Source organism: Enterobacter cloacae complex sp. FDA-CDC-AR_0164 (genome assembly GCF_003071645.1).
Classification (GTDB): Bacteria; Pseudomonadota; Gammaproteobacteria; order Enterobacterales; family Enterobacteriaceae; genus Enterobacter; species Enterobacter ludwigii.
Map to the genome: position 1 here is coordinate 4072468 of NZ_CP028950.1, position 13973 is coordinate 4086440.

A 13973-nucleotide genomic window follows, 5' to 3' on the forward strand; every position below is an offset into this window, starting at 1 on the left:
TCGCAAGGCTTTTTGCACAAGGCCTACACGACGGGGCTTACGGCCCTCTGCTTCATTATGCTGGATCACAATGTTAACAATTCATTAAAACTCAGCTTGCTTTTTATGATTCATGATTAAACTATTGATAGTGAAATCACGTAACACTTGGAGATAAGCGATGCAGCAGTTAGCCAGCTTCTTGTCCGGTGCCTGGCAGTCTGGCCGGGGCCGCGAACGTACTATCCATCACGCCATCAGTGGCGAAGCGCTGTGGTCCGTGACCAGCGAAGGGCTGGACATGGCGGATGCACGTCGCTATGCGATCGCGCGTGGCGGCGAAGCCCTGCGCGCCATGACCTTTATCGACCGTGCCGCCATGCTGAAGGCGGTGGCGAAACATCTGCTTAGTGAGAAAGAGACGTTCTATGCCCTGTCTGCCCAGACCGGGGCGACCCGAGCGGACAGCTGGGTGGATATTGAGGGTGGGATCGGGACGCTGTTCACCTATGCCAGCCTGGGGAGTCGCGAGCTGCCTGATGACACACTCTGGCCGGAAGATGAGTTGATCCCGTTGTCGAAGGAAGGCGGCTTTGCTGCGCGTCACGTACTGACGTCAAAATCGGGCGTGGCGGTCCATATCAACGCCTTTAATTTCCCGTGCTGGGGAATGCTGGAAAAACTGGCGCCCACCTGGCTTGCGGGGATGCCTGCCATTATCAAACCCGCCACCGCTACCGCGCAGGTCGCGCAGGCGATGGTGAAAGCGATTGTGGAGAGCGGTCTGGTGCCGGACGGTGCTATCAGCCTTGTCTGCGGCGGCGCGGGCGATCTGCTGAATCATCTCGACAGCCAGGATGTGGTGACCTTTACCGGCTCCGCCAGCACCGGCCAGAGCCTGCGCATTCACCCGAATATCGTGGCGAATTCCATTCCCTTTACCATGGAAGCCGACTCTCTCAACTGCTGCGTTCTGGGTGAGGATGTAACGCCGGAACAGCCAGAATTCGCGCTGTTTATTCGCGAAGTGGTACGCGAAATGACCGCCAAGGCAGGGCAAAAATGTACCGCCATCCGCCGCATAATTGTGCCTCAGGATCGAATGGATGCCGTCAGCCAGGCGCTGATCGCACGGCTGCAAAACGTGGTCGTCGGCGACCCGGCAGAGGATGGGGTGAAGATGGGCGCGCTGGTGAACGGCGAGCAACGCGCGGACGTGCAGGAGAAAGTCGATCTGTTGATTGCGGCGGGTTGCCAGGTCAGACTCGGCGGAAAAGCCGATCTGCAGGCTGCGGGGGCATTCTTCCCGCCGACGCTGCTTTTCTGCCCACAGCCAGATGAAACCCCCGCCGTGCATTGCACCGAAGCCTTCGGGCCGGTCGCCACGCTGATGCCCTCCCGCAATTCAGACCACGCGATGCAGCTGGCACGGGCGGGTGGCGGGAGTCTGGCCGGTACGCTGGTCACCGCCGACCCGGCTATCGCCCGCCAGTTTATTGCCGGCGCGGCGCGGGCGCACGGACGAATTCAGATCCTTAACGCCGAATCCGCCAGGGAGTCCACCGGACACGGCTCTCCGCTGCCGCAACTGGTGCACGGCGGTCCTGGCCGCGCAGGTGGCGGTGAAGAGCTGGGAGGACTGCGTGCGGTGAAGCACTATCTGCAGCGCACCGCCATTCAGGGCAGCCCGACCATGCTTGCCGCCATCGGCAAACAGTGGGTACGGGGTGCTGCGGTTCAGGAAGATCGCGTTCATCCGTTCCGGAAATACTTTGAAGAACTGCAGCCGGGCGACAGCCTGCTGACCCCGCGCCGCACCCTGACGGAAGCCGATATCGTTAACTTTGCCTGCCTGAGCGGCGATCACTTCTACGCCCATATGGACAAAATCGGCGCGGCTGAATCCATCTTTGGCGAACGGGTGGTGCACGGTTACTTCCTGATCTCTGCCGCGGCGGGTCTGTTTGTTGATGCCGGCGTTGGGCCGGTGATTGCCAACTACGGCATGGAAAACCTGCGCTTTATCGAACCGGTTAAGCCGGGCGATACCATTCAGGTGCGCCTCACCTGTAAACGTAAAACGCTCAAGAAACAACGGACCGCCGATGAGAAGCCAACCGGCGTGGTCGAATGGGCCGTTGAGATCTTTAACCAGCACCAGCAGGCGGTCGCGCTCTACTCCATCCTGACGCTGGTGGCGCGCCAGCACGGCGACTTCTGACACGTTCCTCTCTCGCACGTTGACCGGGGTGTGATATTGCCCCGGTCTTTTTTTAACCTGGCAAGACCAACAAATAACCTGGCAGATGCAGGCAAACGCTTTTCTCGGGCGCCTGTCAGGATAAGGCTGTCACAACACAATAAACACAACAAGATGAGGTCTACGATGGGAAGCAATTCTTCTTTTTCTGCCCGTAGAACGGCACTGGCTATGGCCGTTGCGCTGTGTTGCGCCTGGCAATCACCTGTTTTCGCACACGGCAGTGAGGCGCATATGGTCCCGATGGACAAAACGCTGCAGGCGTTTGGCGCCGATGTGCAGTGGGATGATTACGCACAGATGTTCACCATTGCAAAGGATGGGGCATATGTGAAGGTCAAGCCCGGCGCGAAAACCGCTATTGTGAACGGCAAAACCCTCACGCTACAGGTGCCGGTGGTCATGAAAGGCAAAAAAGCGTTCATCTCCGAGACCTTCATCAACGACGTTTTCCAGTCGGGTCTCGACCAGACCTTCCAGGTTGAAAAACGCCCTCACCCGTTAAACGCGCTAACGGCTGACGAAATTAAGCAAGCCGTAGAGATTGTGAAAGGCTCTGCGGATTTTAAACCGAACACCCGCTTCACCCAGATAGCCCTGGCCGAACCCGAGAAAGCCAAAGTGTGGGACTTTGTGCTCAACGGCACGGCGGTGGACTCTCCCCGCCAGGCGAACATCACCATGCTGGACGGGAAACACGTTATTGAAAGTCTGGTGGACCTGAAGGATAAAAAGATCCTGCGCTGGGACGCCGTTAAAGATGCCCACGGCATGGTGCTGCTGGATGATTTTGCGACCGTTCAGCAGATCATCAACGAGAGTGCAGAGTTTGCCGAGGTTCTGAAAAAGCGCGGTATTACCGATACGAAGAAAGTGATCACCACGCCACTGACCGTCGGCTATTTCGACGGCAAAGATGGCCTGAAACAGGAAGACCGGCTGCTGAAAGTGGTGAGCTATCTGGACGTGGGCGACGGCAACTACTGGGCGCACCCGATTGAGAACCTGGTGGCAGTGGTCGACCTTGAGCAGAAGAAGATCCAGAAGATTGAAGAAGGTGCCGTTGTGCCGGTGCCGATGACGCCGCGTCCGTATGATGGACGTGACCGCATCAACACGCCGAAAAAACCGCTTAACATTATTGAACCAGAAGGCAAAAACTACACCATTACCGGCGATATGATTCACTGGCAGAACTGGGATTTCCATCTGAGTCTGGATTCCCGCGTGGGCCCAATGATTTCTACCGTCACCTACAATGACAACGGCAAAAAACGCCAGATTATGTATCAGGGCTCCCTGGGCGGGATGATCGTTCCTTACGGTGACCCTGACGTGGGCTGGTACTTTAAAGCCTATCTGGATTCCGGCGACTACGGTATGGGCACCCTGACCTCTCCGCTGGTGCGCGGCAAAGACGTGCCGTCCAACGCCGTGATGCTCAATGAAACCATTGCCGATTACACCGGTGCGCCGATGGAGATCCCCCGCGCCATCGCCATTTTTGAACGCTACGCAGGACCGGAATATAAACACCAGGAGATGGGTCAGCCTAACGTCAGTACCGAGCGGCGCGAGCTGGTGGTTCGCTGGGTGAGCACCGTTGGCAACTACGACTATATTTTCGACTGGGTATTCCACGAAAATGGCACCATCGGGATTGATGCCGGTGCAACGGGGATTGAGGCGGTGAAAGGCGTACAGGCGAAAACGATGCATGACCCTACTGCCAAAGACGATACCCGATACGGCACATTAATTGATCACAACATCGTCGGGACCACCCACCAGCACATCTATAACTTCCGTCTCGATATGGATGTGGATGGCATCAACAACACGCTGGTGGCAATGGATCCACAGGTGAAACCGAACACCGCCGGCGGCCCGCGAACCAGCACCATGCAGATCAATCAGTACGCTATTGATACCGAGCAGCAGGCGGCGCAGAAATTTGACCCGGGCACCATTCGTCTGCTGAGCAACACCAGCAAAGAGAACCGCATGGGGAACCCAATTTCGTATCAGATAATCCCTTACGCCGGGGGGACGCACCCGGTGGCGACCGGCGCGAAGTTTGCCCCGGACGAGTGGATCTATCACCGCCTGAGCTTTATGGATAAACAGCTGTGGGTCACGCGTTACCATCCGGATGAGATGTACCCGGAGGGCAAATTCCCAAATCGCTCAACCCACGATACGGGGCTTGGCAAATACAGCAAAGATAACGAGTCGCTAAACGATCAGGATGACGTGGTCTGGATGACCACCGGCACAACCCACGTCGCGCGCGCCGAAGAGTGGCCAATCATGCCAACGGAATGGGTGCATACCCTGCTCAAACCGTGGAACTTCTTCGACGAAACGCCGACACTCGGCAGGAAAAAAGACGCGCAGAAATAAAAACAGACCGGGCGTAATGCCCGGTTTTTTATTCGTTTATTTGCTGAATATCTCATCCTGATTATAGTTATTTTACTCCACACATTCCGATTGCATCTTTTGAAACATTTTCAGCCAGGACGCGAAGTTTTCACAAACGACGTAGTACTTTCTCTGAGAGGTTTTAAATGAAATTGAATCTGATTGTCAGAAGTTTCGTGCTGGCTGGAATGATCATGTCCAACAGTCCCTCTTATGCGGCGGAAGCACCAAAGGACGCGTCTGCCGCAACACAACAAGCCAACAATGCCCTTTTTAACCAGCTTCCTTTCTCCGATAACACTGATTTTACCAATGCCCATAAAGGATTTATCGCTCCACTTCCTCAGGACGTTATCAAAGGCGAACAAGGCAATGTCATCTGGGATCCCCAACAGTATTCATTTATTAAAGAAGGTGATAAATCGCCGGATTCGGTAAACCCCAGTTTATGGCGTCAATCCCAGCTGATTAATATCAGCGGTCTGTTTGAAGTTACCGAAGGGGTATATCAGATCCGCAATCTCGATCTGTCAAATATGACCATCATCGAAGGCAAAGAAGGGATTACCGTCGTCGATCCGCTGGTCTCAGCAGAAACCGCCAAAGTCGGCATGGATCTTTATTACAAAAATCGCGGCCAAAAACCGGTCGTGGCGGTGATTTATACCCACAGTCATGTTGACCACTATGGCGGTGTGCGGGGTGTGGTTGATGAAGCCGACGTGAAGGCTGGCAAGGTAAAAGTTTATGCCCCTTCCGGATTTATGGAGGCGGCGGTTGCGGAAAATATCATGGCGGGCAACGTTATGAGTCGTCGCGCCAGTTATATGTATGGCAACCTGCTGAAGCCTGATGCAAAAGGACAAGTGGGTGCGGGTCTGGGGACGACCACGTCCGCCGGTACCGTCACCCTTATCGCACCGACTAACATCATTGAAAAAGACGGACAAAAAGAGGTCATTGACGGGCTGACCTACGATTTTATGCTGGCCCCCGGCTCTGAAGCACCTTCAGAGATGCTCTGGTTTATCGAAGAGAAAAAAATCATTGAATCCGCAGAGGATGTGACCCATACGCTGCATAACACCTACTCGCTGCGCGGCGCAAAAATTCGTGAACCGCTGCCCTGGTCAAAATATATTAACCAGGCGATTGTGCGCTGGGGCGATAAAGCCGACATCATCATGGCACAGCATCACTGGCCAACCTGGGGCAATGATAATGTCGTCACACTGCTGAAGAGCCAGCGCGACCTCTACCGTTACATCAACGACCAGACGTTACGCATGGCGAATGAAGGCCTGACGCGTGATGAAATCGCCGCTAATTTCAAACTCCCGGATTCCCTTGCCCATATCTGGGCTAACCGCGGTTACTACGGTTCTGTCAGCCATGACGTTAAAGCCACCTATGTGCTCTATCTGGGCTGGTTCGACGGTAATCCCGCCACGCTGGATGAACTGCCACCTGAAGAGGCTGCGAAGAAATTTGTTGAGTATATGGGCGGCGCGGAGGCCATTCTGAACAAAGCGAAAACTGACTTCGATCAGGGCAACTATCGCTGGGTGGCGCAGGTCGTGAGTAAAGTGGTGTTTGCCGACCCGAACAACCAGGCCGCGCGTAATCTCGAAGCAGATGCGCTGGAACAGCTGGGTTATCAGGCGGAATCCGGCCCGTGGCGCAACTTCTACCTGACCGGCGCGCAAGAGCTGCGTAACGGCGTGGTGAAAGGCCCGACCCCGAACACCGCCAGCCCGGATACCGTGCGGGCGATGACGCCAGAGATGTTCTTCGACTACCTTGCCGTTCATATCAATGGCCAAAAAGCCGGCGATGCCAAATCGGTGTTTAACATCGATCTGGGCAGCGATGGCGGCAAATACAAACTTGAACTGGAAAACGGCGTGCTGAACCACACGGCAAATGCCGAAGCGAAAGACGCTGACGCTACGCTTACCCTGAACCGTGATACCCTGAATAAAATTATCCTGAAAGAAGTCACGCTGAAACAGGCGCAGGACAGTGGCGATATCAAGATCAGCGGCGACAGTGCCAAACTGGACGCTATGCTTGGCTATATGGATAAGTTCGATTTCTGGTTTAATATTGTGACACCGTAACGGTGCAAAACAGACGGGCGGTCCTTCCGCCCGTTCCTGCTTCACTTGCTCCCAGGAAAGGGTAAAGAGCATTTATGGAAAAAAGAAAAAAAACGACGCCAGAGCGGGCTGCCTGGCCGACGCGTCAGGCGATGGTCATGCACGGGCTGGCGATGAACCTGCCGTGGCTGGCATTCGTCAACATCAGCTTCGCCGTGATGATCCTGCTGCGCCACGTCTCGCTTAAGCCCGACGACCCCCTCTACCTCCGGTCGCTGCCTCTGCTGAAGTTTATCGATGCCTCGATGTTCGGCATTATTATTCTGTCAGCTGCGTTAATCATCATGGCCTGGCGACGTATTGCCGGCATCAGCGTGGTGCTCTTTTTCTGTAGCGTCATCTGGTCGATATCCTGTTTCTGGTTTATCACCGATCTGTTGCTGCCTCACGTCTGGCCCCTGTGCGCGATTCTGTTACTCGCCGGGTTGACGGCACTCTACTTTTACCCTCGTGGGTTACTCGCCTTCGTGATCCCGCTCTGGGTCACGCTACCGGTCGCAAGCTGGGTACTCAATGATGGTGTCAACCTTCACTTTGCCGCCGTCTGGACCGTCTTTACGCTGATTTTGCTCTGCGGGCGTTTCATCCTGATAAGCTGGTTTGATGAGGCCTGGCGACGTAACCAGCAAAACCAGCTGTTGATTTCGCGGCTGGAAGCGCTGGCGCATCAGGATCCGTTAACCCAGACCGCCAACCGTCGCAAGATGGAAGTGGTGCTGGAGAATGCCGTTGAGCAGAAAAAAGCCTTCTCGCTGATTATGCTGGATATAGATTATTTCAAACTTTACAACGACACCTATGGTCATCAGGCCGGTGACGAATGTTTGACCCGCGTGGCGCAGGTGCTCCGGCAGTCGGTGCGAACACCTGATGATGTCGTGTCTCGCTACGGCGGTGAAGAGTTTGTGGTGATCCTCTTTGATTGCCCGGAAAACACAGCCGAAAAAGTTGCCATGCGTATTCAGGACGGCCTGCGCGCGGAAGCGATAGCGCACGACGCCTCAAAAGTCAGCGATCGCGTCACCGTAAGCATGGGCATTGCAGGAATGGCAGAGGGTCTGGCGGGGACGGAGATTATTGCCCGCGCCGATGAGGCGCTGTACCGGGCGAAAGCGGCCGGACGGGACCGCTGGTCACGATAGCCGTGTCGGGTGGCCGTTGCGCCAGCCCGACACGCTTTGTTTTAATACCGTACACATACCGATTTGGTTTCACACCAGCCATCCAGCCAGTCCGGGCCGAAATCGCGCCCGGTGCCGGACTGCTTCATGCCACCAAACGGCAGGTTGGCGTCGATCAGCGTATGGCTGTTCACCCAGACGGCCCCCGCCTGCAGCCGGTCGGTGTATTCCAGCGCCTTGCTGATATTTTGCGTCCAGACGCTGGCCGTCAGCCCGTATTCGGTGTCGTTGGCCAGCGCCAGCGCTTCTTCGCCATCCGCGACGCGCACCAGGTTGACCACCGGGCCGAACACTTCTTCGCGGGTGAGTCGCAGCGCGGCATCCGGGTTCACCACCAGCGTCGGCGACACGTAATAACCTTTGCCATCCGGGCCCCGATTACCGGTGATCAACTCCGCATTGCGCGATTTTGCCTCGTCGAGGAAGGTCTGCACTTTATCGCAGTGCGCGCGCGAGACCAGCGGGTTGATGAACGCCTCCGGCGACATGCCCGGCCCGACGCTCAGGGATTTCACCGCCTGCTCAAACCCGCTGACCAGCGTGTCAAACAGCGGCGCTTCAATATAGATACGGGAGCTCGCCGCACAAACCTGCCCCTGATTCAGGAAGCTGCCGGTCATCAGGCCTTCAATTACCCAGGCCGGGTCAGCATCTTTCAGTACGATAGCCGGGTTTTTACCCCCCAGCTCCAGCGTCACCCCCGTGAGCGTATCCGCCGCCGCGCGGGCAATTTGCTTGCCTGTCGCCGTTGAGCCAGTAAAGCTCACTTTGGCAATATGCGGATGTGAGGTCAGCGCGACACCGCACACCGCACCGCTTCCCGTGACCACATTAAACACCCCGTCGGGGATGCCCGCTTCACTTGCCAGTTCCGCCACGCGCAGCATGGTGAGCGGCGTGGTTTCTGAAGGCTTAATGACAATGGAACACCCCGCCGCCAGCGCAGGCATGACTTTCCACATCCCGATCATCAGCGGGAAGTTCCACGGCACAATCCCGGCCACCACGCCAACCGGCTCTTTGCGCGTCCACGCCTGATAGCGGGCCCCCTGCGGTAAGGGGATGGAGAGGTCGAGGGTTTTACCGGCAATTTTCGTGGTAAGCCCTGCGGTATAGCGCATCCAGTTCAGGGTGCAGCCCACTTCAAAGGCGCGGGAGATATGAATGGATTTCCCCTGCTCCAGCGTCTCAAGCTGGGCCAGCTCTTCGCTGTGCTGCTCAACCAGATCGGCGAAATGCAGCAGGATACGCTCACGCTCTGCCGGTAATTTTCCGGCCCAGCTACGGGCAACAAACGCACGCCAGCCGGACATCACGGCGCGGTCGACATCATCAACGCTGGCATCGGCGGTGGAGGCGATGACGTCGCCCGTTGCCGGATTATAGACATTGAGCCGCTTTTCACTGTCCGACGCGGCCTGACGCCCTTCAATCCACAGGCCATGATGTCGGTCTAAAAACTGCTGTACGGCAGGCTGAACGGCTACCTGAGATTCAGACATAGGGTACTCCTTCGTTTTTATTCGCAGGGTGTTAATGCAGTCTAAGAGGGGTTTTGGATTCTCGCTTTTGTCTCTGTGACATTCGCTTTGCCACCTGTGACAGGCTCCGCAAATCGTGATAATTCCGTCTTATAACGCTGTTACCGGTGAGTGTTCTTTCCTATAGTCAGCCTCATAGCTCTGACAAAATGCAACACAAATGCAACAATGCAAAAACATTGACGGTGCAGCGAGATAAGCGATGGCGTGTGCAAGCGAAGAGGAACAGTATCAACAGTGGCTGGCACAAATTAACCAGGTCTGCGGGCGTTTTAATGCGCGTCCGCTGGAGGGGGAATTCGTCGGCGAGCTGGAAACCAGCTATGCCCGTAGCCTGAAGTTAAGCACCGTAACCGCAGGTGGCGTTAACCTGTTCCGATCCCGCCATGAGATTAACGACAGTAACGATGCCTGGTTCTACACCGTATTTCAGCTGGAAGGCAGCGCGGAGATTGAACAGGACGACCGCCGCGCGGTGCTGAAGACCGGCGATATCACGCTGCTTGATGCTTCCCGCCCGTGCTCCATTGCCTGGCATGAAAAATCCCGCCAGATTTCGCTGCTGGTTCCGCGCCAGATTATTGAGCAACAGTGTCGTTTTCAGGAGGTAAGCTGCGCGCTCACCCTTTCGCGCACGCTGCCCACCGTTCAGTTAAGCCACCACCTGCTGATGGAAAGTATGGGGAATGCCGATCTGAGTGACCGGGAGAGTGAAGCGGCGCTGGAAGCGATGATCTGTCTGCTTCGCCCCGCGTTCCAGCAGCGCGACGTGGCTCAGCCACGTAAAGAACGCCTGTTCCGCAATGTGCTGTCATTGATTGACGATCATATTCAGTCTGAATCACTACGACCGGAATGGATTGCTGCACAGAGCGGGATGTCGGTGCGAAGCCTCTACCGCATGTTTGCTGATAAGGGGCTGGTGGTCGCCCAGTACATTAAAAACCGCCGTCTCGACCTGTGCGCACAAGTGTTGCGCTCCGCCAGCGATGATGAAAAGCTGGCGGGCATTGGCTACAGCTGGGGCTTTTCCGACCACAGCCATTTTTCAACCGCCTTTAAGCAGCGTTTTGGCGTCTCGCCTGGCGAATATCGTAAGCGCTTTCGCTAACTACTTCTTCAGCCATTTCCCGTTAATGCCTTTCACGTACTCGCCCGGCTGGGCGCGGGCAACCAGCTTTTGCCCTGCCATTTTCGCTACTTCATCCACCGGCAGATTGTTGCTGTCAGCCAGCTTCTGATAGCTTTCCGTGCGCGCGGCGTTAATGCGATTGACCAGCGCCAGGGTTTCCGCATCCTGTTTGATTGGCGCAAGATAACCGCTCAGGGTTTCCCCCACGCGCCCCTGCGTCCGGGCGTCATTTAAGGTCAGTGTTGCCGCCTGCACGTTCATGCCGAGCGCCAGTAACATCAGAGCTAATCGTTTCATGGCATCCTCAGAACAGATCGCTGCGTGATTTCAGCAGGGTTTCAACGTCTTTATCGACCTTAATGTGGATCTCATGTTCGATTTTGACATTCATATTGATGGTAATCGGCTCCTTCGGCGCGGCGACTTCAATGCGCGGCGTACAGCCGGTCAGTAGCGCGGCAACGGCAACGGTGAGCACACCAGCCATCTTTTTCATTGTTGTTCCTCACTTTCCTTGCCAGTCGAACTGCGGATACCAGGTATTGCCGCGTGTTGCTCAAACCAGGTTTGCAGGTTGTCTCCAAAACGCAGGCTGCGCCAGAGGGTAAAGACATTCTCTTCATGGGTATAGTTCAGATTAACGTAGCTGCTTTTACCCTCTACCCGGCTGGTTCCCTTAAGGGTCGCCTGCATGGTTAATTCACCCAGATTATCTAAATTGATTCTTGTCCACGAGCGAGAAATTTCCATATAGCGCAGCCAGTTAATTGCGGCGCCCGCCACCATATTATCTTTTACGATGGCGTCAGCCGTGTCTTTATCGATACGCAGCGTCATCGGGCCGGGGTTGGTCAGCCAGCCATCTTTGATGATCCATTTTTCATTGTCCAGCCAGAACGGCAGCGCCCCGCTCACCGGGCCAGACATCGCAAACTGCTTCGGATTAACGGCACTGATCAGCTCGCTGGAGGAGATATTGTCTACCCGCAACAGCGCCGGATCGTGTTGCGGCATCCTCAACTGCTGCATGGTGATTTTTCCGCCGAGGGTTTCCACCTTCACATTGGTGAGCAGAAGCGGGTTCGCCTCACTCCAGGGGTAGTCACCCTGCAGGTCCGCCGTGATATTCCGCGCGGTCACCAGGTTTACCACCTCGCCAATCCGCAAGGTTACCGGGCCGCGCGTTCCCAGCGACCAGGTGCCCTCACTAAACCGGAACGGCAGGACAAAGTCGACGCCGTTGATCTGGTTGTCTGGCATCCAGGCGCTACCGGCTTTCAGTACGCCGTGACCGCCCGCCTCAAAGCCCTGACCCGCGGCGGCCGAGAAGGCCACCTGCGCATACAGTTCGCCGTCACGCAGCGTCATTTTCCACTCTGGCGGGATCAACGGCTGGAACACGGTGAGCGATTGTTTCGGCCACCAGGCCTGCCCGCGAAGGCGCTCCCCGTCCCAGCGTCCGTTCACCTGTACCGGTCCGATATCATCAGCATGCAGATCGCCCTTGAACTGGAACAGTGTCGGGTCTGTTCCGTCTACGCTGAAGGTCAGCACCGACGGCGGCAATACGCTGCCGCCGCTGAAACGGGTTTGCCCGGCATTCAGCGACAGCGCTCCGCTGAATGTCGGCTTGTCAGGATCGCGATACCAGCGCACCGGGTTATCCAGCACCAGACGGGGTTTACTGACCTCCATGGCACCGTACTTGAGCTGGTCAAAACCGGTTGAAAGCGCAGTCAGCTCAATAAGTTTGTCGCGCCATTCGCCTTTTCCGGCAACATCCCAGCGCGCATTCATTGGGGTGAAGCCCCCTTTGCCCCAGTAGCGCCACTGCCACAGGCCGTTGTCGGGTAAAAAGTCACTGGCCTGGCCATCCAGATGCAGTTCAAAATCACCCATCTCGTTCTCGTGCGCCCGCAAAATGGCCTGCAGGCGTCCATCGACACCCTTTTGGGTCAGCCTGACGCCCGCCAGCGGCCAGCGAATTTCATCAATATCCAGTGAATCGATAATGCGACCACGTGAGCGCAGCAGCGCGCCCGGCTCAAAGGAGAGCTGCGGTTCATACAGGCTTCCGGTCAATTTTGCCGGCAGTCTGGCATAGAGCACCAGGTCGTTATGTTTCGCCTCGCCGCTCAGATGAAGCGGCATGTCGCTTTGTTCCATACTGAGCCTGCCCGGTCCGATATTCAGCACCGCGTTGCCCTTCCCCGCATCCCCTTGAGTGAGCACATTCAGACGCCCGGTCAGGGTCGCTTTCTCAAGCCCCGCCTGCCAGTTATCGACACGAAGGCCAACGCGCCCGCTCAGCGGCATGCCGGAAAGGTTCCAGTTCCAGCGTCCGTCACTGATATTCAGCTGTTCCGCGGTTATTTGCCACGGCAGATCGAGCAGCGGATCGGGGTTATCCCGCGCCATGACCACCAGTTGCCCCTGATTGGCTTCCCAGTCGAGATCGGCATCGACCAGCGAGGTTAACTGTGGCACGTTAAAGGTCGCAACCGCATGGCCTTTAACCGGCACGCCGTCCGGCACCAGCGGCAGGGTGAATTGTCCCACCAGTTTTATCGGCTGTGGCTGGTCGGGAAGTTGTACATCGAACTGGGTGACAGAGAGGGTCTGACCGCGGAGCATCCCTTTAATACTGACCTGCTCACCTTTGTAGGCAATCTCCTGACGGGCGGGCGTCAGCGACGCCTGAAGTTCTCCCTGCCACTGCTGCCAGGGCGAGAGCGTCAGACGATGGACAGTAAGCCAGGTATTCGGTAACACCGCCTGCCACTGCGCCAGCGTTTTGGGCGCGACCGTGGACGGTGCGGACTGGGGAATTTTATTGAGGCAAACGGAGTTCAGTTCGAGCGCGCCGACATCCAGTTTCCAGCGGCTGGGGTGCGACAGGGTCGCGTTATCGACTCGGGCAATTTCGCAGTCATCCACAAGATAGCGAAGATCGGGGATGATCAGGGCATGACGCGTGAGTCTGGGACTTTGTTCAAAGGCGATGCGTGTCCCGACAGGAAGCCAGATCCCGGCAAGGGTTGGTACCCACTGGGCAAGGGTCATCAGCAGCGTCAGCGGCACCAGAATGAACAGCAGTAAGAGCGCGATTGCGGCTTTGTATGTACCCCTCATGGGCAGTTAATATCCTGATTTAGCGAAAGAATTAAGCCGACAGTGCCGATCATTGTCGCATGTTTAGCCAGTCAGTTGAAGAGAATGCCAAATTTAAGGATAGATGCTCTGACCGTATGCGCTAAAAATTTTATTATACTTAACGTCAATAAGTCATCTTAAATT

General features: G+C 56.2%; 9 protein-coding genes. 5 read left to right on the forward strand and 4 right to left on the reverse strand.

Going from position 1 to position 13973, the window contains the following annotated elements:
- Positions 1-160 precede the first annotated feature (160 nt).
- The 4 genes from paaZ to AM410_RS20075 all read left to right on the forward strand — a co-directional run bounded on the left by paaZ (position 161) and on the right by AM410_RS20075 (position 7964).
- Positions 161-2200 (forward strand): phenylacetic acid degradation bifunctional protein PaaZ, encoded by a 2040-nt coding sequence (gene paaZ, locus AM410_RS20060; RefSeq protein ID WP_108648339.1) that lies wholly within the window; start codon positions 161-163, stop codon positions 2198-2200.
- A 165-nt stretch (positions 2201-2365) separates the two neighbouring features.
- Entirely contained in the window at positions 2366-4642 is a 2277-nt protein-coding gene (tynA, locus tag AM410_RS20065) for a primary-amine oxidase (protein WP_059306799.1), read from the forward strand.
- 167 nt (positions 4643-4809) lie between these two features.
- The gene (locus AM410_RS20070; RefSeq protein ID WP_068794589.1) at positions 4810-6783 is read left to right on the forward strand and encodes an alkyl/aryl-sulfatase; all 1974 of its coding nucleotides are present in this window, start codon (positions 4810-4812) and stop codon (positions 6781-6783) included.
- A 74-nt stretch (positions 6784-6857) separates the two neighbouring features.
- The gene (locus AM410_RS20075; RefSeq protein WP_020884248.1) at positions 6858-7964 is read left to right on the forward strand and encodes a GGDEF domain-containing protein; all 1107 of its coding nucleotides are present in this window, start codon (positions 6858-6860) and stop codon (positions 7962-7964) included.
- A gap of 41 nt (positions 7965-8005) precedes the next feature.
- Here the strand turns inward: AM410_RS20075 and AM410_RS20080 are convergent, their stop codons facing one another.
- A complete protein-coding gene (locus AM410_RS20080; protein WP_108648341.1) occupies positions 8006-9505 on the reverse strand; it encodes an aldehyde dehydrogenase family protein in 1500 nt (499 codons plus the stop codon).
- A gap of 241 nt (positions 9506-9746) precedes the next feature.
- On the opposite strand from AM410_RS20080, the gene feaR reads away from it, so the two are divergent.
- Entirely contained in the window at positions 9747-10655 is a 909-nt protein-coding gene (gene feaR, locus AM410_RS20085; protein WP_014169920.1) for a transcriptional regulator FeaR, read from the forward strand.
- Here feaR and AM410_RS20090 read toward each other — a convergent pair whose 3' ends face one another.
- The 3 genes from AM410_RS20090 to AM410_RS20100 are packed head-to-tail and all read right to left on the reverse strand — an operon-like array spanning position 10656 to position 13808.
- The gene (locus AM410_RS20090) at positions 10656-10973 is read right to left on the reverse strand and encodes a YdbL family protein (RefSeq protein WP_014169919.1); all 318 of its coding nucleotides are present in this window, start codon (positions 10971-10973) and stop codon (positions 10656-10658) included.
- Positions 10974-10980: 7 nt separating this feature from the next.
- Entirely contained in the window at positions 10981-11172 is a 192-nt protein-coding gene (locus tag AM410_RS20095; RefSeq protein ID WP_014169918.1) for a YnbE family lipoprotein, read from the reverse strand.
- Entirely contained in the window at positions 11169-13808 is a 2640-nt protein-coding gene (locus AM410_RS20100) for a YdbH family protein (protein ID WP_073396692.1), read from the reverse strand. Before AM410_RS20100 ends, AM410_RS20095 begins: the two co-directional genes overlap by 4 nt.
- Positions 13809-13973 lie beyond the last annotated feature (165 nt).